Annotated in this window: 27 protein-coding genes; 7 read left to right on the top strand and 20 right to left on the bottom strand. The window is 32.8% G+C overall.

Annotated elements, in window-relative coordinates; all coding sequences use genetic code 11:
• Nucleotides 1-167 precede the first annotated feature (167 nt).
• Nucleotides 168-8,765 carry a DUF11 domain-containing protein gene (locus tag MSM_RS00840; protein ID WP_048058595.1) on the bottom strand — a complete coding sequence of 2,866 codons (8,598 nt, stop codon included), beginning with the start codon at nucleotides 8,763-8,765 and terminating at the stop codon, nucleotides 168-170.
• 442 nt (nucleotides 8,766-9,207) lie between these two features.
• On the opposite strand from MSM_RS00840, the gene MSM_RS00845 reads away from it, so the two are divergent.
• Entirely contained in the window at nucleotides 9,208-10,494 is a 1,287-nt protein-coding gene (locus tag MSM_RS00845) for an O-acetylhomoserine aminocarboxypropyltransferase/cysteine synthase family protein (RefSeq protein ID WP_011953736.1), read from the top strand.
• A 17-nt stretch (nucleotides 10,495-10,511) separates the two neighbouring features.
• Here the strand turns inward: MSM_RS00845 and metX are convergent, their stop codons facing one another.
• Both metX and rnc read right to left on the bottom strand, forming a co-directional pair.
• Nucleotides 10,512-11,987, bottom strand: coding sequence for a homoserine O-acetyltransferase MetX (metX, locus tag MSM_RS00850; protein WP_011953737.1), 1,476 nt, complete (start codon nucleotides 11,985-11,987; stop codon nucleotides 10,512-10,514).
• Between the two features lie 9 nt (nucleotides 11,988-11,996).
• Nucleotides 11,997-12,668 (bottom strand): ribonuclease III, encoded by a 672-nt coding sequence (rnc, locus tag MSM_RS00855; protein WP_011953738.1) that lies wholly within the window; start codon nucleotides 12,666-12,668, stop codon nucleotides 11,997-11,999.
• Nucleotides 12,669-12,849: 181 nt separating this feature from the next.
• Here rnc and MSM_RS00860 point away from each other — a divergent pair, with 181 nt between their 5' ends.
• Nucleotides 12,850-13,200, top strand: coding sequence for a hypothetical protein (locus tag MSM_RS00860; RefSeq protein ID WP_011953739.1), 351 nt, complete (start codon nucleotides 12,850-12,852; stop codon nucleotides 13,198-13,200).
• A 5-nt stretch (nucleotides 13,201-13,205) separates the two neighbouring features.
• On the opposite strand, the gene MSM_RS09440 is transcribed toward MSM_RS00860, so the two are convergent.
• The 7 genes from MSM_RS09440 to MSM_RS00885 form a co-directional block, all read right to left on the bottom strand.
• A complete protein-coding gene (locus tag MSM_RS09440; protein ID WP_372581960.1) occupies nucleotides 13,206-13,349 on the bottom strand; it encodes a hypothetical protein in 144 nt (47 codons plus the stop codon).
• A 45-nt stretch (nucleotides 13,350-13,394) separates the two neighbouring features.
• A complete protein-coding gene (locus MSM_RS09300; RefSeq protein WP_011953740.1) occupies nucleotides 13,395-13,808 on the bottom strand; it encodes a hypothetical protein in 414 nt (137 codons plus the stop codon).
• Complete coding sequence (locus MSM_RS09305; protein ID WP_233144487.1) at nucleotides 13,760-13,963, bottom strand: flavodoxin domain-containing protein; 204 nt, start codon at nucleotides 13,961-13,963, stop codon at nucleotides 13,760-13,762. The genes MSM_RS09300 and MSM_RS09305 overlap by 49 nt, the downstream gene beginning before the upstream one ends.
• 1 nt (nucleotide 13,964) lies before the next feature.
• Entirely contained in the window at nucleotides 13,965-14,357 is a 393-nt protein-coding gene (locus MSM_RS00870) for a hypothetical protein (RefSeq protein WP_004034917.1), read from the bottom strand.
• A gap of 13 nt (nucleotides 14,358-14,370) precedes the next feature.
• Nucleotides 14,371-14,781 (bottom strand): hypothetical protein, encoded by a 411-nt coding sequence (locus MSM_RS00875; protein WP_048058596.1) that lies wholly within the window; start codon nucleotides 14,779-14,781, stop codon nucleotides 14,371-14,373.
• Nucleotides 14,782-15,027: 246 nt separating this feature from the next.
• Nucleotides 15,028-15,216: a 50S ribosomal protein L37e gene (locus MSM_RS00880; protein WP_004034195.1), complete on the bottom strand. Its 189-nt coding sequence runs from the start codon at nucleotides 15,214-15,216 to the stop codon at nucleotides 15,028-15,030.
• 58 nt (nucleotides 15,217-15,274) lie between these two features.
• Complete coding sequence (locus MSM_RS00885; protein WP_004034197.1) at nucleotides 15,275-15,505, bottom strand: LSm family protein; 231 nt, start codon at nucleotides 15,503-15,505, stop codon at nucleotides 15,275-15,277.
• Nucleotides 15,506-16,029: 524 nt separating this feature from the next.
• Here MSM_RS00885 and MSM_RS00890 point away from each other — a divergent pair.
• Both MSM_RS00890 and arfB read left to right on the top strand, forming a co-directional pair.
• Entirely contained in the window at nucleotides 16,030-16,512 is a 483-nt protein-coding gene (locus MSM_RS00890; protein ID WP_004034201.1) for an RNA-binding protein, read from the top strand.
• A gap of 13 nt (nucleotides 16,513-16,525) precedes the next feature.
• Complete coding sequence (gene arfB, locus MSM_RS00895) at nucleotides 16,526-17,218, top strand: 2-amino-5-formylamino-6-ribosylaminopyrimidin-4(3H)-one 5'-monophosphate deformylase (RefSeq protein WP_004034909.1); 693 nt, start codon at nucleotides 16,526-16,528, stop codon at nucleotides 17,216-17,218.
• Between the two features lie 13 nt (nucleotides 17,219-17,231).
• Here arfB and MSM_RS00900 read toward each other — a convergent pair whose 3' ends face one another.
• On the bottom strand, nucleotides 17,232-17,600 hold the full coding sequence (locus MSM_RS00900) for a hypothetical protein (protein WP_048058597.1): 369 nt from the start codon (nucleotides 17,598-17,600) through the stop codon (nucleotides 17,232-17,234).
• A gap of 73 nt (nucleotides 17,601-17,673) precedes the next feature.
• Between MSM_RS00900 and MSM_RS00905 the strand changes: the two genes are divergently transcribed.
• Nucleotides 17,674-18,276, top strand: a complete 603-nt coding sequence (locus tag MSM_RS00905) for a YigZ family protein (RefSeq protein WP_011953744.1) — start codon at nucleotides 17,674-17,676, stop codon at nucleotides 18,274-18,276.
• Nucleotides 18,277-18,287: 11 nt separating this feature from the next.
• On the opposite strand, the gene MSM_RS00910 is transcribed toward MSM_RS00905, so the two are convergent.
• The 3 genes from MSM_RS00910 to MSM_RS00920 all read right to left on the bottom strand — a co-directional run bounded on the left by MSM_RS00910 (nucleotide 18,288) and on the right by MSM_RS00920 (nucleotide 19,339).
• On the bottom strand, nucleotides 18,288-18,407 hold the full coding sequence (locus tag MSM_RS00910; RefSeq protein ID WP_004034206.1) for a rubredoxin: 120 nt from the start codon (nucleotides 18,405-18,407) through the stop codon (nucleotides 18,288-18,290).
• Between the two features lie 47 nt (nucleotides 18,408-18,454).
• A complete protein-coding gene (locus MSM_RS00915) occupies nucleotides 18,455-18,613 on the bottom strand; it encodes a rubredoxin (RefSeq protein ID WP_004034213.1) in 159 nt (52 codons plus the stop codon).
• 111 nt (nucleotides 18,614-18,724) lie between these two features.
• Nucleotides 18,725-19,339, bottom strand: a complete 615-nt coding sequence (locus MSM_RS00920) for an acyltransferase (protein ID WP_011953745.1) — start codon at nucleotides 19,337-19,339, stop codon at nucleotides 18,725-18,727.
• A 109-nt stretch (nucleotides 19,340-19,448) separates the two neighbouring features.
• On the opposite strand from MSM_RS00920, the gene MSM_RS00925 reads away from it, so the two are divergent.
• On the top strand, nucleotides 19,449-20,480 hold the full coding sequence (locus MSM_RS00925) for an ATPase (protein ID WP_004034903.1): 1,032 nt from the start codon (nucleotides 19,449-19,451) through the stop codon (nucleotides 20,478-20,480).
• A 20-nt stretch (nucleotides 20,481-20,500) separates the two neighbouring features.
• Nucleotides 20,501-20,722 carry an eL43 family ribosomal protein gene (locus MSM_RS00930; RefSeq protein ID WP_011953746.1) on the top strand — a complete coding sequence of 74 codons (222 nt, stop codon included), beginning with the start codon at nucleotides 20,501-20,503 and terminating at the stop codon, nucleotides 20,720-20,722.
• Here MSM_RS00930 and argH read toward each other — a convergent pair.
• From argH to MSM_RS00960, 6 genes are read right to left on the bottom strand one after another with little or no spacing between them, the layout of a single operon-like run.
• Nucleotides 20,719-22,137 carry an argininosuccinate lyase gene (gene argH, locus MSM_RS00935; protein WP_004034217.1) on the bottom strand — a complete coding sequence of 473 codons (1,419 nt, stop codon included), beginning with the start codon at nucleotides 22,135-22,137 and terminating at the stop codon, nucleotides 20,719-20,721. The genes MSM_RS00930 and argH overlap by 4 nt on opposite strands.
• Nucleotides 22,138-22,193: 56 nt before the next feature.
• The gene (locus MSM_RS00940) at nucleotides 22,194-22,349 is read right to left on the bottom strand and encodes a 30S ribosomal protein S27ae (protein ID WP_004034219.1); all 156 of its coding nucleotides are present in this window, start codon (nucleotides 22,347-22,349) and stop codon (nucleotides 22,194-22,196) included.
• A gap of 10 nt (nucleotides 22,350-22,359) precedes the next feature.
• Nucleotides 22,360-22,668, bottom strand: a complete 309-nt coding sequence (locus tag MSM_RS00945) for a 30S ribosomal protein S24e (protein WP_011953748.1) — start codon at nucleotides 22,666-22,668, stop codon at nucleotides 22,360-22,362.
• 13 nt (nucleotides 22,669-22,681) lie between these two features.
• Nucleotides 22,682-23,191: a GTP-dependent dephospho-CoA kinase family protein gene (locus MSM_RS00950; protein WP_011953749.1), complete on the bottom strand. Its 510-nt coding sequence runs from the start codon at nucleotides 23,189-23,191 to the stop codon at nucleotides 22,682-22,684.
• A gap of 11 nt (nucleotides 23,192-23,202) precedes the next feature.
• Complete coding sequence (gene spt4, locus MSM_RS00955; protein ID WP_004034223.1) at nucleotides 23,203-23,379, bottom strand: transcription elongation factor subunit Spt4; 177 nt, start codon at nucleotides 23,377-23,379, stop codon at nucleotides 23,203-23,205.
• Nucleotides 23,376-23,933: a DNA-directed RNA polymerase gene (locus tag MSM_RS00960; protein ID WP_004034225.1), complete on the bottom strand. Its 558-nt coding sequence runs from the start codon at nucleotides 23,931-23,933 to the stop codon at nucleotides 23,376-23,378. The genes spt4 and MSM_RS00960 overlap by 4 nt, the downstream gene beginning before the upstream one ends.
• Nucleotides 23,934-23,950 lie beyond the last annotated feature (17 nt).

Below are 23,950 nucleotides of genomic sequence, written 5' to 3' on the forward strand. Positions count from 1 at the left end.
CAACAATACCCAAATTATTTTTAATATTTATTGTGCTCTTTATATACAAGTTACTGTTAATTTCCAAGAAAATAATAAGAGCAATCCATTAATAGCAATGAAAAAATAGCTAATCTTAAAAAATAAAAAAAGCTGATTTGAGTAGTTAAACCCAAACCACAAATAAATTATAATTTTCTTTTTCTAGATCCGACAAATATTACACTTAAAATACATAAGAGCAACATTACAAGTGGATTTCCTGTATTCGGTAAGTTTACAGATTTGCCACATTCATTATCTGAAGATGAACCATCTGGATGAACCTGTTTATCCGGACCGATCGGAGCTGCTTTTTTAAGGACTTTAACAGTTACATTGTCGTAGTTGTTTTCCATGATTACTTCGAAGGTTTCGCTTGTTACATTGACATGTACTGTTGAATTGCCTTCGTTTAATGCTTTAGCTACAAATGTTAATACGACTTTTTCACCATTTGTTAAGTTTCCTATAGACCAGTTGCCCGAAGTTATGTCAAATGTTCCTTTTGTTGCATTATATGAGAGAATGCTTAATGCATTTGGTATTAATATATTAGCAATAGTATTTATTGCATCGCTTGGTCCATTATTTATGACAGTAACAGTGTAGACAACATTGTCTCCAACATATATTTCGGATTTGTCAGCAACTATGTGTATTTCCAGATCAACAATATCTCCGGATTCTATAGTGCAGTTGGAAGTTTTGTTTCCAACATTTACAGTATTTGTAATATTTCCTGATTTGTTTACACATACATCAGCAGTCAAATCAACAGTTGAATTAGCTGTGATGTTTAAAATCCATGTAATAATTCCAGTAACAGGGTCATATACTCCGCCGTTTGAAGCATTGATGAATTTTAATCCTTCAGGAAGAATATCTCTAATTACAACATTTGTTGCATTGATTTTTCCAGGGTTGGAAACTGTAATAGTGTAGGTTATTTCATCTCCAATATGAATATCAGAGGAATTAACTTCTTTTACAGTGATTATTTCAGGAACTGTTATGTTTCTGACAGCTGTTTTATTACCAACAGCAACAGTGTTAGGTAAAACACCATAACCTAAAACAGTAACATTTACATTGAATGTTTTGGTTTCGCCTTTAGCTAAATCAACAATCCAGGTAATTATGCCTGTTTTTTCATCATATGTGAAGTTTCCAGTTGCATTTAAGAATTTCAATCCTTTATCTAAAACATCTGTAATAACTACATTGTTAGCATCACCGATACCATCATTAGTAACAGTAACAGTGTAGGTTACATTATCACCGAAATTAGGAATTTCGTTGTCAACTGTTTTGTCCGGATTGATTTCAGGAACAGTCACATTAACACCAGCAGTCTTATTACCAACAACTAAAGAGTTAGTAACATTTCCATAACCTACAACAGTAGCAATCACACTAAATACTTTACTTTCACCTTTAGCCAAATCAACAATCCAAGTAACAGTACGTGTAGCTTCATCAAAGGAGTAATTACCAGTTGCTGAAACAAATTTAAGACCTTCACCTAAAACATCACGAACAACAACATCCTTAGCATCACCGATACCATCATTAGTAACAGTAACAGTATAATTTACATTGTCCCCAAAGTTAGGATTGGAAATATTAGCAGTCTTATCAGGAATAATCTCAGGAACAGTCACATTAACACCGGTTGTTTTATTACCAACAACTAAAGAGTTAGTAACATTTCCATAACCTACAACAGTAGCAATCACACTAAATACTTTACTTTCACCTTTAGCCAAATCAACAATCCAAGTAACAGTACGTGTAGCTTCATCAAAGGAGTAATTACCAGTAGCATCAACGAAAGTTAAACCTTCACCTAAAACATCACGAACAACAACATCCTTAGCATCACCAATTCCATCATTAGTAACAGTAACAGTATAATCTACCTTATCACCGAAATTAGGATTAGTAATATTAGCTGTTTTATCAGGATTAATCTCAGGAACAGTCACATTAACACCGGTTGTTTTATTACCAACAACTAAAGAGTTAGTAACATTTCCATAACCTGAAACAATAGCATTAACATAGAAAGTTCTGCTTTCACCTTTAGCCAAATCAACAATCCAAGTAACAGTACGTGTAGCTTCATCAAATGTGTAATTACCAGTAGCATCAACAAAAGTTAAACCTTCACCTAAAATATCTTTAACAACAACATTATTAGCATCACCAATTCCATCATTAGTAACTTTTACAGTGTAGGTTACATTATCACCGAAATTAGGATTTTCAATACCTACAGTCTTATCTGGAATGATTTCAGGAACAGTCACATTAACAGAAATGGTTTTATTACCAACAACTAAAGAGTTAGTAACATTTCCATAACCTGAAACAGTAGCAATCACACTAAATACTTTACTTTCACCTTTAGCCAAATCAACAATCCAGGTAACAGTACGTTTTACAGGATCCCAAACACCATTATCAGAAGCACTTACAAAGGTCAAACCTTCACCAAGCATATCAACAATAACAACATTATTAGCATCCCCCATACCATCATTAGTAACAGTAACAGTATAATCTACCTTATCACCGAAATTAGGATTAGTAATATTAGCTGTTTTATCAGGAATAATTTCAGGAACAACAACATCAGCAGAAGCAGTGTTATCCCCAACAGTTACATCATTGATTAAAACACCATAAGCTTCAGCAACAGCAGTCACATAGAAAGTTTGAGACTCACCTTTAGCCAAATCAATAATCCATGTAACAGTATGACTATCTTCATCAAAAGTATACTCGCCAGTAGCTTTAACAAATTTCAATCCTTTATCAAGAATATCCTTAACAACAACCTGTTTAGCATCAACAACACCATTATTTGTAACAACAACAGTATAAGTTACAGTATCGCCGAAATTAGGATTTTCAACATCAACAGACTTACCCGGAATAATTTCAGGTACTGTAATGTTTTTTGTAGCTGATTTGTTTCCTACAACTACTGTGTTATTTATGTTTCCATATGCTTCTACAGCAGCATTTACACTAAATACCGCACTTTCACCAGCACCCAAATCAATAATCCAGGTAATGGTTCTTGTAGATTCATCATATTTGCCGTTATGGCTTGCATTAATGAATTTTAAACCTTTGCCAAGAGTATCAACTATGACAACTTGTTTTGCATCTTTATTAGCATTATTGTTAACAGTTATAGTGTATTCCACTTTATCTCCAAAGTTAGGAGTTGTATTGTTAACATCCTTAGCAGGAATGATTTCAGGTATATCTACAGTTACAGCAGCTGTTTTATTACCTACAGTTACTTCATTGGTTACATCTGTGTATCCGACGATTTTAGCAACAACAGTAAATGTTTTAGTTTCTCCAGAAGCCAGGTCAACTTTCCAGGTAATTGTATTGGTTTTATTATCATAGTTACCAGTAGAACTGACATATTCTAAACCTTTGCCAAGAGCATCAACAATAATTACATCATTAGCGTTTCCATTACCTTCGTTTTTAACAGTAACTGTATAAGTTAAATCATCTCCGAAGTTAGGGTTTTCATTGTCTACTGTTTTGTCTGGAGTGATTTCAGGTACGGTTACATTTTTATTGAATGTTTTGTTACCGACAACTAAAGAGTTGGTTACATTACCATAGTTGATAACAGTAGCTACAACAGTAAATGTTTCTGTTTTACCTGCATCTACATCAACAGTCCATGTAATAGTATTGGTAGCTTCATCAAAGGTATAAGTACCGGTAGCTGAAACAAATTTAAGATCTTTACCTAAAACATCACGAACAACAACTGCTTTAGCATCTGCATTTCCGTCATTAGTGACTGTTACAGTATAAGTTACATTGTCACCAAAGTTAGGATTTTCAATGTCTGCAGTTTTGTTAGGAATAATTTCAGGAACATTTACATCTACAGAAGCGCTTTTATCTCCAACAGATACAATGTTGGTTAAAACACCATACTCATCAGCAACAGCAGTTACAGTCAAATCAAGAGAACTGCCTGCAGCAATATCAACTACCCATGTAACAGTATGAGAAGCTTCATCATAAACACCATTATGAGAAGAACTGACATATTTCAATCCATTATCCAAACGGTCTACAACAACTACATGTTTAGCATCTGCTTTGCCGATGTTATTAACAGTAATTGTGTAATCTATGCTATCACCAAAGTTAGGATACTTATTGTCCGCATCTTTACTTGGGATAATTTCCGGAACATCAACATCTACAGCAGAGGTTTTATTACCTACAACTAAAGAGTTGGTTACATTCCCGTATCCAATTACTTTAGCAACTACTTTAAATGATTTTGTTTCCCCTGAATTTAGATTAACAGTCCATGTAATAGTGCGGGTAATCGGATTATATACTCCTCCGTCTGCTGAAATAAGTTCTAAACCTTCACCTAAAACATCACGAACAGCTACATTGACAGCATTGGATTTGCCGACATTTGTAATGTTAACAGTGTATGTTACTTCATCACCAAAGTTAGGATTTTCAATGTCTGCAGTTTTGTTGGGAATAATTTCAGGTACTGTAATGTTTACAGAACTTGTTTTATTTCCGACAGTTACATTGTTGGTTAAAACACCGTAATCTTCAACAATAACCTTAATAGTTAAATCAACATGACCTTTAGCATTAACATCTACAATCCAGGTTACAGTACGGGTAAGTTCATCATAAACACCACCATAATTAGCTTCAATGAACTTGAAACCAGGAGCAAGAATATCTTTTACAACAACATTCTTAGCATCAGCAGCACCATCGTTAGAAACAACAATAGTATAAGTTACATTGTCGCCAAAATTAGGGTTTTTGTTATCTACAGTTTTATTTGGAGTAATTTCAGGAACATTAACGTTTATTTTAGAAGTTTTATTGCCTACAGCTAAAGAGTTGGTTACATTACCATACCCTACCACAGTAGCTACAACATTTAATGTTTTGGTTTTGCCTGCAGCCAAATCAACAATCCAAGTAACAGTGTTGGTTTTTTCATCCCAAACACCACCATCTGAAGAACTGACATATTTAAGGCCGTTACCTAATTGGTCAACAATGACAACCTGACTAGCATCCACATCACCGTCATTAGTAACAGTAACAGTGTAGGTTACATTGTCACCAAAGTTAGCATCAGTTACATTAGCTGTTTTATCAGGGATAATTTCCGGAACTGCAATATCTACAGAACTTGTTTTATCTCCAACAGTCACCCTGTTAACTAAAACACCGTAATCTTCCACAGTAACATTTACTTTTAATTCTACAGTTTTACCTGAATCAATATCCAAAGTCCATGTTACAGTATGTGTATTTTCATCATAAACACCATTGTAATTAGCTCCAAGGAATTTAAGACCTTTCGCAAGAGTATCTGTTATTACAACTTGTTTTGCATCACTAATGCCGTCATTAGAAACAACAATAGTATAAGCTACATTTTCACCGAAGTTAGGAGTTGTATTGTTAACATCTTTTTTAGGAGTAATTTCAGGTACATCCACATTTTTAAAGATTGTTTTATTTCCAACAACAACTTTGTTAGATATATTTCCATAGCCTGAAACAGTAGCTTCAACAGTAAATGTTTTTACTTCGTTTTTAGCTAAATCAACAATCCATGTAATAGTATGGGTAATCGGATCATATTGACCGTTATCACTAATATCAGTAACGGTTAATCCGTTCCCAACAACATCCTTAACAATAACATTATTAGCTTCAAATTCGCCATTGGTAACAGTGACAGTATATGATACTTTATCACCGAAGTTAGGTGAATCATTATCAATAGTTTTATCAGGAGTAATTTCAGGAACAGTTACATTTCTTATAACAGTATTGTCTCCAACAGTAACTGTATTGTTTAAAACACCATAAGCATCTACAGTAGCATATACATAGAATGTTAAGTTTTGACCTACAGCTAAACCATCAATATTCCATGTAACAGTACGTGTGGTAGAATCATATTCATAATTACCACTAGCACCAGTAAATATCAAACCTTTATCAAGAATATCTGTTAAAGTTACATCAGCAGTAATCTTACCGACATTACTTACCACTATAGTATATTTAACTTTATCACCATAGTTAGGGTTTGTAACATTTACATCTTTTGTAGGAACTACCTTAGGCAGTTCTTGTATGTATATGGTTTTAGTAGCTACATTGTTACTTATGTTAGTATCTTCAGTACTGTTTACTGCATTAACAGTCAGAGTAACAGTACCTAAACTGGTAGTTTTTGTTTTAACTTTAAGAGTAACAACTTCATTTTTGGCTAATTTTCCTACTTTCCATATACCTGTAGCTGCATCAAAAGTACCTTTTGAAGGAGTAAAACCAACAATATCCTCAAGTTTAATTCCATTTACATAACAATTATTGTCAGTATGCGGACCATGGTTAGTTAAACTGATAGTCCATTCAACTTCCTCGTCCAATCCATAATAATTTTTATCAGTTGTAATATCAACATCCAAATCAACAAAACCAACTACTTCAAAATTAGTTTCATTTTTGATAGCTTTATAGAAGAGATCTTCAGGGTGTTCTGCTTTAATGGTATAATTACCCGGAGCAAGACCGCTTAATGAAAACCTGACATCACCATAAATTGAAGAGATTAAAGTTTCATTGTAAATAATGTTTCCGTCTTCATTATAAATAACAATCGGATTGATTGACTGAGTATTTTCACGTTCATCCCTATAGATTAAAGTACCGTTTTTACTGTTTTCCACACCATCAACCGGATGAATTTCATCTGCTCCTGTTGTTCTGTTCATGATTGTTCCGTTTACATTAAATAAGTAAGTTACATTATCAAATGAAATATCATTAAGCTGACCTACATGATGTATTGCATTTGCAATATTGTTTCCACCAATAATCACTACAGTAACATTAACAGTTACTCCATAAGGAGTTTTCGGATTTTGAACAATAATAGGCAATACATAAGTGTAAGCCTGGTTTCTGTAAAATACAATATTTTTAAGAGAAGCTACACCGTCTACAAATAAAGCAGAACCGTTAACAGCTGTATTATATCTGAATATTGCATTATCATAAGTTACATTATTACCCATAGTATATATAGCTCCACCTAAACCAGTATTTAAATCATTGTTAAATGGATTAGCATGGTTGGAGTAGAACTGTGAATTGGTTACTTTTATATGACTTCCTATTACACATATAGCTCCTGCATCACCTTCTACAGTGTTATTTGCAAAGTAAGAACTGTCTATATTAACATTATTTCCACTGATTCCTAAAGCTCCTGCTTGAGATTTTGAAACACCATCAGAAATAGCTTTATTTCCTATAAAAGTAGCGTTCAAAACATTAACAGAACTTCCTTCCACCCTCACAGCACCTGCGAAGTGTGCAGAATTATTTACAAATGTTGCATTTTGAATTTTAACATTATTTCCTTTTACATAAATAGCTCCGGCATGGTTTTTAGCAGAGTTATTTCCAAAATTAGAATTTAAAACCGTGATTCCATCATCAACAACATAAACAGCTCCACCATCATCAGCAGCTTTATTTGATATGAATGTGGAGTTATCTACAGTTATATCGTTACCGTGAGTAGTAATAGCACCACCGATAGGTGCAGCGTTTCCTTCAAAATAAGAATTTGAAATTTTTACCTTTTGACCTGTAGTACCGTCATATCCGGTAGAGATTGCACCACCAAAACCGGTTGCAGTGTTGTTAATAAATATACAATCTTTCAATTCACCGCTTGCATGGAAAGTGGTAGCCGCTCCCCTATATGCAATATTGCCTATAAAAGTACAGTTATAAACAGTACTTCCAGGTCTGAAACAAAGTGCACCGGCATGAGAGTTATTAACATCCGAATTTGCCTGATTATATTCGAATGTACAATTAGAAACTGTACCCAATACATGTAATGCAGCACCAAAGGCATTTCCATTTGTTGATGTGGCATAATTGTTCATAAATTTAGTGTTACTTACTTTATTGCTGCTGGAACCAACAATTGTAATTCCAATAGCCATTGCCCCTATAGAAGAAACATAATTATCACGAACAATACAGTCAGTCATTGACCCGTCAAAACTTGCAGTTCTGACAACATAACTATTTGTTACAGTATTGTAAGTACTGGTAGCTTTATTGTTAACCAAAGTACAACGAGATAATGTTACTGTATTTTCTGAATATAATGCAGAATGAACATCTCCTCTTGAGCTAGATGATGCTTCACAGTTACTGATAACACAGTTTTCCAAAACAAGATTAGAACCTGAACTGTAAACACCAGCACCATTTGCATCACGTCCTGAATATTTACCATTAGTTATTATAATGTTCTTCAAAGTTATGCTGCTGGCTCCAATGTTAAACACACGGGAACTTGATTTTGCATCTAATGTAGACATTTCATTACCGGTTCCACCTTTGTTTGGATTAATAGAACCGTCAATAGTAATCTCATCTTTATTAGAAAACCATCCGCCAGCTACAGAAATCTCACTGCCGGATCCTGTGAACGTGTGATTGTTTAAATAAATTGTATCACCAGACTGAGCCTGATTTATTCCATTCTGAACATCGCTAAATGTTCCATCATTATTTATATCAATGTCTGCTGCAGAACTAGCTCCAATTATTAATAAGAATAATAAAGCCGATCCAACAACAGCAAATATCTTTTTAACCATTTTATCAACGCACCAATTATAGAATTCAAAAAATTTTCTCATGTAAATTATTATGTGAACATGAAAATTCTACAGGATTATATTTGGAACATATGATGTATATATGTTTCTATTCAGCTATACAAAATATTATAATTAAAAAAATTAATTATATGAAACATTATAAATAACCTCAATTAATTAAACAATATATAATTTCCCCCCCCCCCCAAATATGACAAAAATACCATACATAATCAGTTTTAACTATATATTATTCAAAGTAACAATAATATTTAAATTATGTTATAACTAAAAAATATGAAAAATAATTATGAAATGTTTAACAAAAAAAAATAATGTATATAAAATTCGTTCAGAATATTAAGTTTACCTAATAATCCATAAATTATACCATAATTAATTAAATAATTGATTAACAAAAATAAAGTTGAGGAATAATATGAATAAACAAAGAAAATACAAACAACGAACTCTGGAAGTTCATGCAGGTGAAAAAGTGGACCCTGTTACCGGAGCCAGAGCTACACCTATATATCATACCAGCTCATATGCTTTTGAAAGTGCTGAAAAAGCTAAAAAATTATATGCTCTTGAAGAAGAAGGTTATCTATACACCAGAATATCCAATCCAACATTGGATGTTTTGGAAAAAAGAGTGGCTGCAATTGAAGGAGGTGTTGGAGCTCTTTCACAGTCAACCGGTATGAGTGCAATTTTACTGTCTATTTTAAATATAGCCAATTCAGGAGATGAAATTGTAGCATCAAATAACCTTTACGGAGGTACATTTACATTATTTAAAAATACCATGCCTAACTGGGGAATCAAAGTAAATTTCGTACCTACCCATGATCTGGAAGCTTATGAAAATGCAATTAATGAAAATACCAAAGCAATTTACTGCGAATCTATAGGAAATCCGAAATTAAACATTCCTGATTTTGAAAAAATAGCTAAAATAGCACACAAACATGATTTGCCTTTGATTGTTGACAATACTTCAGCTATTACAATGGTGAGGCCTCTGGAACACGGTGCAGACATTGTTGTTCATTCCGCCACCAAATTTTTATCAGGAACCGGAACCAGTATGGGTGGAGTTATTGTTGACGGCGGTACTTTCAACTGGGCAAACGGCAAGTTTCCACAGTTTACTACACCTGATCCGGCATATCACGGTTTAATTTATAGTGAAGCATTTGGAAACAAAGCATATATCACCAAAGCCCGTGTGCATTTAATGAAGGATTTGGGAACTGTTTTAAGTCCTATTAATGCATTTTTAATCCTGCAAAGTATTGAATCACTATCACTAAGAGTTAACCAGCACTGCAAGAATGCTTTAGAAATAGCTAAATTCCTGAAAAATCATGAAGCTGTTTCCTGGGTTAATTATCCGGGTCTTGAAGATAATGAAAACCATGAAATGGCTGAAAAATACTTAAACGGCAATTACGGTGGAATTGTTGGTTTTGGAATTAAAGGTGGTTTGGAAGAAGGTAAGAAGTTTATTGAAAGTGTTGAGCTTTTAAGTCATGTGGCTAATATCGGTGATGCAAAATCTCTAGTTATCCATCCTGCCAGCACTACCCATTCCAACATGACTGAAGAAGAACAGCTTGAAGGGGGAATCACTCCTGACTTTATCAGAATGTCTGTTGGTATTGAGGATGCTGAAGATTTAATAGCTGATATTGACCAGGCATTAAAAAAAGCAGTTAGCTAGAAAGGATTTTTACCTTTCTACCTATATTCTGATACTAAATGACTTATTTGATCAGTAGAGATTATTCCTTTTAATTTAAAGTCATCATCTACAACAGGAAGACATGAAATATCCAATTTTCTCATTCTGCGTGCTGTTGATTCAATAGAATCGTCTGCATGACAGAATTTAACTGTTTTTGTCATTATTTCTTTTAAATCATTGGAATTTGTAGCTATTGCTTTAGACAAATCCCAGCTAGTTACGATTCCAATCAGCTTTTTGCCATTTGTAACAACAGGAATATGTGTAACATTAAGATTAAACATTAATTTAGCGGCTTCCTCTATCTGTGCCTGTTCGGTAATTGTAACTACATCAGTAATCATCAAGTCTTCAACTATGTTGTCTGACAAGAATTTTGATAAAATATAGTTAAGCTGACCTTTTTCAAGTAAAAATGCATCATGACCATAATTAGATTTAAGTTCTGAAAAGCTTACCTCAACATCATTTGCATTAAGTGCTGTCAGGATTTCTGTTCCCTGTTCAACAGGATATAGCCAGTCTGAATCCACTGAAATAATTTCCACTTTTGCCTTTACATCTTTAAGTCCGTCAATCAGAGAGTTGTTTTGGGCAAGGTCAAATAAATCCACTGCTTTTGTAATATAGAGATAACTGTTTGCATCAAAACGTTTTACAAAACTTGCTCCCTGATGGTGCAGGTAGCTTTCAACCTGGAAATCCATTGACAAATCATATGTAATTTCATCTTTATCCTGCAGATCCCTACCAAATTTAAGATACATTGATTCATCACTTAAATAAGTAATATGAGCTATCATACGGGCTACAGACAACCCTTCTTTTGGAATTTTGTCAGTTCCATAATAGTTTCCACCGTTCCAGTTCGGATCGCCTACTATTGATTGGCGGCCCACTTCATTAAATGCTATTTGCTGCGGTGAAGATCTTGCTGTTGTAGCTATTGCAACTGCTTTTTTCATCATTTCAGGATATGAAACAATCCACTGCAGGGTTTGCATTCCTCCCATTGAACCTCCAACAACTGCTGCCAGTTTATCAATTCCAAATGCATCAACCAGTTTCTTTTGAACATTTACCATGTCCTTTATTGTAATAACCGGAAAATCTATACCATATTCCTTACCAGTTTTTGGATTGATTGATGATGGGCCTGTTGTTCCTTTACATCCTCCCAATACATTAGAACAGATTATAAAGTACTTTTCACTATCCAGAGCTTTTCCGGGACCTATTACTATTTCCCACCATCCAGGTTTTTTATCTCCTTCATGCCATCCTGCAGCATGTGCATCTCCGGATAATGCATGACATATTAAAATTGCATTGTCCTTTTCCCTGTTAAGCTCACCATAAGTTTCATAAGCTACTGTGATGTTATCAAGAGTCTTTCCACTTTCTAGTTCAATTGGCTCTTCAATATTATAATACTTTGTTTGAACAACTCCAACTGATTCTTTTTTCATTTAAAACACCTAATATTTCTGTATTTTCAGTTTTTTCATAGCCTGTTTTGAAGCAGCCTGTTCAGCTTCTTTTTTGTTTTTACCTTTACCAACACCCATTTCCTTTCCGTCAATCAATATAGAGATTATAAATGTTTTATTATGAGGCACACCGCATTCATCAATTATTTTATATTCAATATCCACTTCCTGGGCATCCCCGTATTCTTTTATTACTGATTTATAATCAAAGAAAAACACTTTTTTTGCATCGATGTATGGGAATATTATTTTTGAAATGTAATCCTTTGCAAATTCTATACCCTGATCCAAGAATATTGCTCCTAAAAATGATTCAAAAACATCTGCGGTAATTGACAAAACCTCATTTTCAGTTATTTTGCTGTCATCACCATATATTTTGATATGCTTATCCAAACCCAGTTCATGTGAATAATAAATTAATGCTGTTTGACAAACATAATTTGCTCGCAGTTTAGTTAATTTACCTTCTTCATAATCCGGATACTGTTTATATAAATATTCTGAAACAATCATGTTCAAAACAGAGTCACCTAAAAACTCCAATCTTTCATATGTATAATCTAAACCATGTTTTGTTCCATAAGACCCGTGAGTAAATGCAACATCATATAGATGCCTGTCCTTTGGGAGTATGTTAAATTTTTCTAATAAATTCATAATAAAGACCAAATTTCTTTAAATATGTTAATACACTTTGTTTTTAGGCTTATATAAATTTATAGTTGTAAAAAGAAGTATATATAACTATCGTTATAAAAATTATTATTTTTCAAATGCTCTTGCTTTCTTTTTATAAGCCAAAAATAACCAATATTAGAAATAACAGGATTTGGTAATCATGAAATTAAACTGGTTCGAAGAAATAAAAAGAATAGACCCTGACATAAAATTCAGAGCACAGGGCGGATGGTTAAAAACTGTTGAAAAACTAGATAAAACCGTTAAAAACGGATATTCACTTGTTGGAGACTTTGTAAAAGCAGGAGACTTTGAAGAGGAATATGATGAAGGCTTATACCTTGACTGCAATAAAGAAGGAAGTACCAAAAAATCCCAGCAGGACTACAGACTATTCCGTTTTAAAGATGGAAAAGTAAGACTTCTGGATATGGTAATTGACGGTTCACAAGGATGGGCTACTGAATTGTGGGATGCCGTAGAAGATGAAGTTCCAAGTGTAATCGAATAATTTTCTCAATCAAGAGAAGATATATGTGGATTTAAATACTGTCCGTGATTTTGAGTTTTGTTATCATATTGAATTGCAAACTTAGGGCACAAATGAAGACACCTCAAACACATAACACACTCATTTTTAACCCATACCGGTTTTTTCATTTGTAAATCAATAGCCTTAACCGGACAGCTTTTTCTACACAATCCTCATCCAACACATTTATCATCAACATTTAAATGACTGGTTTTTCTATAAGATGTGGTAATTTTTCTAAAGATATCACAGACAAACTTAGGCAATTTTCTTTTAACGAAATCTCCCGGTTCTTTTCTTTCAATTTTAGAAATTACATCCCCAATCTGTTTATCAGATTTTAAAGTTTTCTTATTAATCTTATCTTCATTCGACAGATTAAAAACCGGCGTCCAGGTATCAACCATCAGAATACTGAATTTGGCAGATACATTAAAGCCTTTAGATTCAATTAAATCAGCAAGATAACCGCAGCAGTACCCAGGACTTGATCCGAAAGTAGCAATTAAAAAAATGTAAGGATTTTTATCTTCAGATTTTATATCTGTTCTGACAAAAACTCCGTGACAAATGCAGGAAGACCCCAAAAATGAACAGGAACTACAATACCTAAAGACTCGCCTTTTTTTAAATAAATGGAATAATCATGTCCAATCATAGACACTGCAATATCTCGTGTTTTATCGGCTATTTTCTTTGCAACGTATTTGCAGTTTCCGGTTGCAGAATAATAGATTATCATATTATTTGGATTTTTGATTTACTTTAGGTACAAACCTGGAAGACCTTTTAGGAATAGTATATTCATCTTTTTTAGGGCATTTGTACTCTTCCAAAAGTATTATCTTATGGTCAATATTTTTGCTGAAATTCTTTTGACCCCCTTCAATAATACCTCTGAAATTTACTCCAACACTTCCTGTTCCTCCAATATTAAATTTTATTTTTTCGGAAGGAGGAAAATTTTCAAAGAACCTTTCAAGTTCAATTATTTCATAAATTGGAGCCTGATAACTAACTGCCATTACTTTATTTTGCCCTTCTCTGATTTTAACATATTTCTGTTCAATTTGCAGTCTTTCACCAGAACGAACTTTAGTCAATGTTATATAAGGACTTATATCAGTATCATCCATCTTTTACACCTGTTTATTTTATATAATGAAACACACAGCTATCGCAGACAGGTTCTTCATAAGTATCTTTAGGGATAGTGACAGCAGGATCTACCATAACAGTTATTGAAAATGTTTCTTCAGGATTATGTGTTACATTTTTAGAAATCGGCAGCATTCCCCTGTAGTTTACAGGAATATATCCTGTCTGACTGATATTGTAATAGATTCTTTCACCGGAAGTTAAGGAATCAAAAAACTCGTTAACCTCTTTTAGCTGTTTAGGATTTATAGTAAATGTTATACCCATCAAATGATCTTGCCTTTGTTTAATCTTTACATATTTAACATTAGCTGCCAATACTTTCTGATTATCTGTTACAAAGGTTACATATTCATCCAAGTTTATGTTTTCTTTTTCAACAATCTCCTTTAATTGAGTCATAACTGAAACCTCCATGAAATTTAATGAAATAACATGCTCATTGGATGACTTTATTAAATAACTTATTTATAAATGTAACGATTTATTAGGTATGCCAAAATATTGGCAAATATCAAAAATTACGCAATATCTTCAATTGAATCAAAAAACAGGAAAAATCCAATAAAACAGCTGAATAAGTTTTTATAAAAATAGAAAAAATAGAATTGATGAAGATTAAATAAATAATCTTCCGCTTTTACCAACTTAAACTAATCTTTTTCTAGTGGTTGGTTTTTTGTTTTGCCAGCTGTATCTTCTAATCCTTTTAGATTTACCGAATCCACAGGAAGCACAAACTTTTTTATGAATGTGGTAAGTGTTTCTTCCACATCTTCTGCATCTTATATGGGTCTTTTTATTCTTTTTACCCATTGATGGAGTACCTTTTGACACTGATACACCTCCTAATTAATCAGTTCGTTTATTACAAATATTAGAATTAAAATAGTACTTATGGTGAGATATAGACAATATTGTCTCCTCTAATGAGCACAACACCAAGTCTTCTAGTAACTTCTCCGTCTTGGAGTTCTTCTGCATCATTAAGAACTAAGTTCATATGTAAATCAAAACTTTTAAGTATTCCTCTAAATTCACGATCTCCTTTAAGTTTTATTAAAACAGGGGAGTTTACAGATTTGCCTAAAGCATCAAGTGGCCTTTGAACATTTTGTCCGCTCATTTTATCACCTTATATTACTATAATTTTTTATTGTATTTTATAATTTAAAAGCAATTAATGATAATCACTTTTTTAAATATTAGACATAATATAATCAAGTTTAGATAAGACAAAACCTAATTAAAACTAATATTAAATTATATGCTTCTACTACTATATAAATGTTTAGTTTGTTTTAAGACCAAAACTAATATAAATCACTGAATTAACAGTAATTTACACTATATAAGACATCTAACTTTATTTTAAACAAAGTTATTAAAAAATTTAACTGATTTCATTTTAAAAAACTGCATTTCATCATTTTCTAAAAAGGCAAATTCCAATCATCCAGCCAGCCCCCAAAAAAATATTTTACAGACATAATATGCACCATATAAATTATTAAAGAAAATTCAGCATCTGAAAAACAAATCAGTGCAGTCAAATCACTTTTTAAAATTAAATTTGAATTTTGTAACCAAAGAATATAATAAATAAAAATCAGATAATAAATCATATCAAAATTAAGGTATGGAAAAAATATGACTATAAAAGTTAAAAAAAGAAACTTTCTGAAAAAAAAGAAAATTAAAGAAATCAAAAAAGAATTGGGAGAATATGGTGAACTGCTCCAAAATAAGAAAAATGTGGAAATACTTGAAGCCGAACCTGATTCATTTATTTTAGTTGATGGTGAACCTTACATCATATTAATTGATGAAAAGCCATTTCCAACCTTAAAAGCTGCACTGGCTAATGAAATCCATGGAAAAAAAGTAACAGTGGACATGGGTGCAATTCGCTTTGTAAGTAATGGTGCCGATATTATGAGTCCTGGAATTGTAGCTGCTGATGAGAATATAAATCCTGAAGATATTGTTCTAATCATTGATGAAACACATGGAAAACCATTAGCTATTGGAATAAGCTTAATTACTGGAGAAGAAATGGTTGAAAATGATTCTGGTAAAGCTATTGAAACAAAACATTATGTTGGAGACGACATTTGGAACTTTGAATTATAATTTGGTGATTTAAATGGCAGAATTAAGATACAGAGCAGGAAAAATTAAAAATCCAAGAGTTCACAAAATCGGAGTGATAGCTCTTGGGTCACATCTGGAAAATCACGGTCCTGCATTACCTATAGATACTGATGCCAAAATCGGTGCACACATTGCATTTCAGGCATCACTTGAAAGCGGAGCTAAATTTTTAGGAATAGTATTTCCTGCTTATGAATTAGATGAAATAGATCATGGAGTGCATGTTTCTTTAGATGAATTAAAGGCAAATGTAATCAGCACCCTTAATTCTGCGAAAAAATATCTGGATATTGAAAAAGTGGTTATTGTAAATTCACACGGGGGAAATATTCCTCTGATGACTGAACTCTATGACATTGAAGACAAAACAGATCTGACTATTATCTTTAATAACAAGATTATTTCAACAGAAGGTCCTCACGGAGGCAGCGGTGAGCTTTCAATGGCAAAGGTTTTGGGAATAATTAACGAAGCTGAAATTGAAAACCAGACAGATTTAAGTAAATATGAAGAAGTTGGTCTATATGGTTTTAAACAAGCTCGTGAAAATGATCCTAACATTGAAGAAGGTGCAAGAGATGTTGAAGAAAACGGAGTTTATGTTGATGAAGTCTATGGAAAACAACTCTTTGATTTAGCTATTAACTCTGTTGTATTTGATATTGAAAAGCTTTTAGATTTTTAAAAAAAAATAAAATTTAAGGAGTTCTTCCTGCACCACCCTCCTCAGTTCCAGAAGTACCTCCACTTGAATCATCGTGAGTACCTCCGTCAGGATTATGTTCAGGAGTGCTTGGAGAATCATGATTATATCCGGAATCCTGACTTTGAGATGAAGTTGATTCAGAACCACTTGATGAAGAATAGCTGTAATCATTTCCGGAATCGTCAGCTGATGAATCACTTACAGAAACATCATCAGTACTGTTATCTGATGAATTCAGCAAATCTGTTTCATTTGGTAAAATGTTTATTTCTCCAGTCATAGCTGCAAAAACACTAGCTATACAAAATGCTCCAACAGCTATTACAAAAACCACCAATAATGTAGCTGATTTACTTGACAAAATACCACCTTAATATTGTTAATTTAATTAACTTAAATTATGTCTGCAAGAATATATAAAAGTATTTGATATTATGAAAACTATTGAAAAAGCTGTTCAAAGTGAAATAAATATTAAAAAATCCCAGTTTATCTGCTCTTTATTTCCAACCAAAAGCAAAAAGGAAAGCAAAGAGATTATTCAGAAGTTAAATCAGCAGTATCATGATGCCACCCATAACTGTACAGCATATATTACAAATGACGGTGAGGGATATGACGACAACGGCGAACCTGGCGGAACTGCAGGCAAACCTATGATTAATGCATTAAGGAAAAATGATTTGCATAATGTTACAGCAGTTGTTACAAGATATTTTGGAGGAATCAAACTTGGAGCTGGAGGTTTGGTTCGTGCATACAGCAAATCAGTTCTTGAAGCTATTGAAGCTAGTGAAATAATTGAAGTTGAATATTATGATGTTTACAATATTACATTTGATTATTCTGATTTAAAGGATATTGAAAGAGAAATCAGAAACAGCAAATTAACAATCATTCAAAAAGATTTTGGTGAAAAAATTAGCTATGATTTAGTTTCCAAAAACAATAAGAATATAAAAGAAATATTTGAAAAATTCCACAATAAGATTAAGGTTAATTTTAAAAATAAGCAGGTTTTAAAAAAGATAAAATGAAGAATAAATAATTATTGTTCTTCAAATTGGTCTTTTCCTACACCACAAAGAGGACATACCCAGTCATCAGGTAAGTCTTCAAAATCGTCGCCTTCGTAAACATATCCACATACTTTACATACATAAGCCATAATAACTCCTCCTTAAATAATTTAGAATCAATTTCTTTTGTCCAAACCTACAACTGTTTAAACAAAGCTTTGCCGGCACCACATCTTGGGCATTTAAAGTCATCAGGTAAATCTTCAAATTCTGTACCTGCTTCAATGCCTTTTTCTGGTATGCCTTTTTCACTGTCGTAAATATATCCACATACACTACATTTCCATTTAGACATAATATCTCCTTTCTAAAATTTATTCCTATTTAAATTATTTAATTTAAACAATTATTTATCTTATTAAAACTAGTATATAATCCTTTCGAAATTTGTTCGAAAATATGCAAACTATAATTTGTTTGGAACTTTCAAATGGTCAGGAAGAGGCTTGATTCTTGCAGGAGTTCCAATAGCCAAATAAAACGGAGGAACACTGTGAATAACAATGGCTCCTGCAGCTACAATAGATCCCTCACCGATTTCAACATTGGATAAAAATGTAGTGTTGCCACCAATAGAAGCTCCCCTTCTTATTTTAGGCCCCTGCAATTCATAATTAATTCTTACAGGATACTTATCATTAGTAAAACAGGCACAAGGTCCGATAAAAACATTATCTTCAATTACTGAATTGGTAGGAATATAAACATTAGACTGAATGCTGACGTCATTTCCGATTATAACCTCACCTTCAATTACAGTGTTTGTTCCGATTAAAACATCATCCCCAATATTTGTATTCTCACGAATAACAACATTATGACCTGTTCTGAAATTATCCCCAATTACAACATCATTATAGATAATTGAATTGGAACGAATTGTATGATTTCTTCCAATAACCGGAGGTCTGGAGTCCGGAGAATATTCTACACCGAATCTTATATTGTCCTCAGGTAGAAAGGTAGGTGTTTCTACATTTTTTACTCGATTATCACCCAATCCTCCTAAAAACTTAACCATTTTATCGCACCTTCATTTAATTTAAAAATATGATATCTGTTAAACTATATTTAATAATATCTTAGTATATATTATTTACTAGACAATCAAGAAAAATATTGCAAATTTGGTGAAAAACTTGTATACTAAAGAAAAACTGACAGAAGAAATAAATCAGGTAAGAAAACAGATAGGTCATGAAGAGCTTGAAATCCATATTGAAGACATTTACTACAACGAAAAGGAAAACGAATTATGGATAATAACCCAGGACAGACCTGACAAATCTGCAATTATCGGAAAAGGCGGATGGGTAGTTGGAAAGCTAAGAGAAAAATTAAAAATAAACAGCATCCATGTGGAAAGCTACGGAGATTACCTGACCAAGGAATACAAACTTAAACTTTCCAAAAAAACATTGGATGAATTTAACTCTGATTTAACAGGAATCCAGAACCTGAAAAAAATTCTAAGCTCCAAATTAGAAAACATCTACAGCTTTGACTATAACAGCTATTTTGAAAGCAATGTATTTAAAGAATCTGAAAAAACAGAAGCAGTAGTTGCCCTGTCCGGTGGAGTTGACAGCAGTTTTTCATTAATTTTAGCAAAATACCTGGGATTCAATCCCACAGCGGTTACAATTGATCCGGGAACTATTATTTTACCAAATCAGTATAAAAGAAACATCAAAAAATTAACTGACCAGCTGAATGCAGGTCATGAATATATAAAAGCAGATTACAGTGAAATAATCAGGGAATCCCTAAACGGAAGATTCCATCCCTGCGGAAGATGCTCCAAACATACTGAAGAACTAATAAATCAATATGCAATAAACAATAATATCCCAATAGTCATATTTGGAGATATGCTCTCAACAGGAACACAATGCATAACCCCGCAGGAAAAAGGCCTGTACCGCCTTAACTTACCTGCAAGTTTAGCTGTTGGAAAACAGGAAAACAAATCCCTAACACAGCAATTTGATTTGCAGTCATTTAGCGGATTCGGATGCCCTCTGTTATACGAAGTCCATAGAAAATACCCATATTTAAAAAAATACTCCATTCAAAGAATATTACGGGAAACAAGGTCTTCAGCTCTGGAAGTAGGGGAAGCTCTTGATTTGATATGGAGTTTCTACAATACAAAAGATTAAATAGAGCATAGGTAAAATTAATGAATATGTTATTTAAAATCTGCCCACGTTGTGGATCAAAAAAAGTAAAATGGATTATTCCTCAAAACTGGTCAACCTGGGAATGCTATGACTGTGATTACACAGGTCCGATTATAGAAGGTAATGAGGAGTTATCTGAGGAAATACGTGAAGCCTATCTTGAATCACAAAAACATCCTCAAGAAAACACAGATGAAGATGAAGAATTGGAAAAGGATTAAATTCCTTTTTTCTCAAATTCTTCATTTAAAAATTCTTTAATATTGTCTCTAGCTATTTCAACCATAGCAGGAGAAGGACCACCCGGAACAGTTCTCATTTTAACATTTTCTAAAGGATTTAAAGCTTTCTGAACCAAATCATCTTCAAGACCTAATTTTTCAAAACCAAGTTCTGAAGCTATATCATCAATATATTCTGATGTAATGTCTGCTTCTTTTAATCCGCTGGCAGTAGCTTCATTGACTATTCTGCCTACAATTTTATGAGCTGTCCTAAATGGAATCTGTTTTTCACGAACCATAATATCTGCCAAATCAGTAGCTGTAGCAAAATTAGTTCCGGCTAACTCCAAACATCTGTCTTCCTTAAATTTAACAGAAAGCAACATTTTTGTAACTATTGATAAAGTGTCTTGAGTTACTTTAACTGCATTCCATAAGTGAGGAGTGATTTCCTGCAAGTCTCTATTATAGGTGTAAGGAATTGCTTTTAAAATAGTTAAAATAGTTACAAGTTCACCGTTGACAATTGTTGATTTTGCTCTTGCAAGTTCAGCAACATCAGGATTTTTCTTTTGAGGCATAATAGATGATGTAGATGAATATTCATCAGCCATTTCTATAATACCGAATTCATAAGTACTCCATAAAATAAGTTCTTCACAGATTTTGGATAATGTTGTACATAATGCAGATAAATCAAAAACTGTTTCTGAAATGAAATCCCTTGAAGAAACACCATCCATTGAGTTTTCAAGATAAGCATCAAAACCAAGCAAATCAGTGGTTAACTGTCTGTTGATCGGGAAACTGGTTGTAGTCATAGCTGCTGAACCTAAAGGATTTAAATTGACACGTTTATAAGTATCTTCCAAACGTTCATAATCTCTTTTAAGTGCCTGTACATGAGCCATCAAATGATGAGCTATTGTAATTGGCTGTGCATGCTGAAGATGAGTATAACCTATAAAAACAGTTTCCAAATGCTCACCTGCTTTTTCAACCAGCCCTTCCATAAATTCCAAAATACCGATTTGGGTTTCGGTAATTTTATCACGAAGAACCAGTCTGACATCAGTAGCTACCTGGTCGTTACGTGATTTGGCTGTATGCATAAAACCTGCAGTTGGACCTATTTTATCAGTAACATAATTTTCAATAGCCATGTGAATATCTTCAACAGAAGGGTCGAAAACAAGCTCATTATAGCCATCTTCTTTTAACTGGTCAAGAGCACCTAAAATATTATCTGCTATTTCATCATCAATAATATTTTCTTCTTTTAACATCAAAGTATGTGCAAAATTGGTTTTAATATCAGCTTCAAAAATAATTTTATCAAATTCAAGTGATGAAGTATATTCAGCGGCTTCATCAGTCATTTCTGTTTTAAGTCTACCACTTCTTAAATTCACAAGACTCCCTTCTTAAAAATAAATTTTATAAAAAAAATAGTTAAAAAAAAGATTGTTTAATCTTTTTTCATTTCAGTGTATCCACATTTACCGCATGCGTATCTATTACCATGATCAGCCATAAATACACCGTCAGAACAACGAGGACAAACTGGGTTTTTTCTTTCGATTTTATCTCCGTCTACTTTGTAAAGATCAGATTTTTTTACCATTAGAATCACCTTATTCTTCGTCTTCTTCAGCTTCTTCAGAAGCTTCAGTATTTTTAGCTATTACACTTTTAGTTTCAATGTATTCTAAATCTTCTACAGTTTCGTAAACTTTAGCATAACCTAATGCTTTAGGTTCACCGTAGTGAGGTTGTACATTATCTACAACAGTAGATTCTTTTTTAGAATTTAATAAAGCTACTAATTTACTTTTGATATCGGTAATTTTTGGAGTAGCTTCTCCTTCATATTCAACATAGAATTTTATTTCTCTTCTGTTAAAAACTTTATTTTCCTTATCTTCAAAAATATCAATTTCCATAATTAACCCTCTTTTATTCTTTAATAAAGGTATCAATAAGATTTTGAGCATAATCTTTAGCATCACAAACTTTTAAAAGTACCAAACCTTCATTTGGTTGACCGTACAAGATAGTAGTCTCATCACTAGCCATTAAGATGCAAGGAAGAACTGCAAGATCTTCTTCCCCGTCTACTTCAATTACATGACAATTTCCATCACCAGATAACTTCATAGCTTGGCCTATGGTTTCCCATAGATCATCTGTAATGGTCCCTGCAGGGTTTTTAGCTTTTAAAATATTTTCTGCCTTGATAACTTCATGATTATGATTTTTTCTTTGAATTAAATTATCAATTATACCAATGTCAGGATATAATTCATATTTGGTAAGATTATTAAAAGTTGCATCACCAACAGAAATTAAAAACTCAGAAGATTTAATTTCTTCAATAGCATCTTCAAAGTGAGGATATAATTTACCTAACGGTTTTTTAAGCTTTGAAATAGTATCCTTATTTAATTCTGCATCTAAACGTAACACAATAAAACCTTCTACCTTACTCTTAAACAATATTCGCCAGCTAAATCTATATTTAATTCATTAGCTAACTCAGATTCTTCAGGTTTTGTAATTATTAAAAGACCGCTCCAGTTATCTGAAGTTGGGTTACCGCAGACTGGACAACGTTCTTTATTAGTAATATATTTACAAACTGTACATGCATTCATGATTTAGCCTTCTTATTTTTATTTTTAGCTTCTTCAATCCATTCAAATCTACCTAAATTATTTTGTCTCATGGTAAGACCTATTTTAGTATTTTTGGTAGAGTTATCTTTAAGACTGATAGCTACAATTCTTGTTCTAACTAAATCTCCTTCATCTAAAGTTTTATTAGATTCTTTTGCAAGGAGTGCTCCTCTTTTAGAATCGTAATTAATATAATCATCAGTGACTTGGGAAACATGAACCAAACCGTCCATAGGTCCAATTCTGACAAAAGCACCAAATTCAGCTATTTCTATTACTTCACCATCAATAACTTCTTGCTGTTCAGGTTTGAAGAATATTGCATTAAACACAACATTATGGTAAGAAGCTCCATCTCCCATGATGAGTCTACCTTCACCAATTTCTTCAATTTCATTAACACAAATAAGTAAACCTAATTTTTTATCTAAACGGCCGTTATATGTATCATTTAAAGTTTGAATAGCTACCTCTTCAAGAGGATCATCAAATCTATAAGGTGGTATTCTTACAGTATCCTCAATTTTAGTCATGTAATACAAAACAATCC

The sequence above is a fragment of the Methanobrevibacter smithii ATCC 35061 genome (assembly GCF_000016525.1).
In the GTDB taxonomy this organism is placed as follows: domain Archaea; phylum Methanobacteriota; class Methanobacteria; order Methanobacteriales; family Methanobacteriaceae; genus Methanocatella; species Methanocatella smithii.

Bases quoted from the DNA above. Each gene is read 5' to 3' on its own strand.
- MSM_RS00840 (WP_048058595.1), bottom strand. From the start codon at position 8,765: ATGGTTAAAAAGATATTTGCTGTTGTTGGATCGGCTTTATTATTCTTA.
- MSM_RS00845 (WP_011953736.1), top strand. From the start codon at position 9,208: ATGAATAAACAAAGAAAATACAAACAACGAACTCTGGAAGTTCATGCA.
- metX (WP_011953737.1), bottom strand. From the start codon at position 11,987: ATGAAAAAAGAATCAGTTGGAGTTGTTCAAACAAAGTATTATAATATT.
- rnc (WP_011953738.1), bottom strand. From the start codon at position 12,668: ATGAATTTATTAGAAAAATTTAACATACTCCCAAAGGACAGGCATCTA.
- MSM_RS00860 (WP_011953739.1), top strand. From the start codon at position 12,850: ATGAAATTAAACTGGTTCGAAGAAATAAAAAGAATAGACCCTGACATA.
- MSM_RS09440 (WP_372581960.1), bottom strand. From the start codon at position 13,349: ATGAAAAAACCGGTATGGGTTAAAAATGAGTGTGTTATGTGTTTGAGG.
- MSM_RS09305 (WP_233144487.1), bottom strand. From the start codon at position 13,963: ATGATAATCTATTATTCTGCAACCGGAAACTGCAAATACGTTGCAAAG.
- MSM_RS00870 (WP_004034917.1), bottom strand. From the start codon at position 14,357: ATGGATGATACTGATATAAGTCCTTATATAACATTGACTAAAGTTCGT.
- MSM_RS00875 (WP_048058596.1), bottom strand. From the start codon at position 14,781: ATGACTCAATTAAAGGAGATTGTTGAAAAAGAAAACATAAACTTGGAT.
- MSM_RS00885 (WP_004034197.1), bottom strand. From the start codon at position 15,505: ATGAGCGGACAAAATGTTCAAAGGCCACTTGATGCTTTAGGCAAATCT.
- MSM_RS00890 (WP_004034201.1), top strand. From the start codon at position 16,030: ATGACTATAAAAGTTAAAAAAAGAAACTTTCTGAAAAAAAAGAAAATT.
- arfB (WP_004034909.1), top strand. From the start codon at position 16,526: ATGGCAGAATTAAGATACAGAGCAGGAAAAATTAAAAATCCAAGAGTT.
- MSM_RS00905 (WP_011953744.1), top strand. From the start codon at position 17,674: ATGAAAACTATTGAAAAAGCTGTTCAAAGTGAAATAAATATTAAAAAA.
- MSM_RS00910 (WP_004034206.1), bottom strand. From the start codon at position 18,407: ATGGCTTATGTATGTAAAGTATGTGGATATGTTTACGAAGGCGACGAT.
- MSM_RS00915 (WP_004034213.1), bottom strand. From the start codon at position 18,613: ATGTCTAAATGGAAATGTAGTGTATGTGGATATATTTACGACAGTGAA.
- MSM_RS00920 (WP_011953745.1), bottom strand. From the start codon at position 19,339: ATGGTTAAGTTTTTAGGAGGATTGGGTGATAATCGAGTAAAAAATGTA.
- MSM_RS00930 (WP_011953746.1), top strand. From the start codon at position 20,501: ATGAATATGTTATTTAAAATCTGCCCACGTTGTGGATCAAAAAAAGTA.
- MSM_RS00940 (WP_004034219.1), bottom strand. From the start codon at position 22,349: ATGGTAAAAAAATCTGATCTTTACAAAGTAGACGGAGATAAAATCGAA.
- MSM_RS00945 (WP_011953748.1), bottom strand. From the start codon at position 22,668: ATGGAAATTGATATTTTTGAAGATAAGGAAAATAAAGTTTTTAACAGA.
- spt4 (WP_004034223.1), bottom strand. From the start codon at position 23,379: ATGAATGCATGTACAGTTTGTAAATATATTACTAATAAAGAACGTTGT.
- MSM_RS00960 (WP_004034225.1), bottom strand. From the start codon at position 23,933: ATGACTAAAATTGAGGATACTGTAAGAATACCACCTTATAGATTTGAT.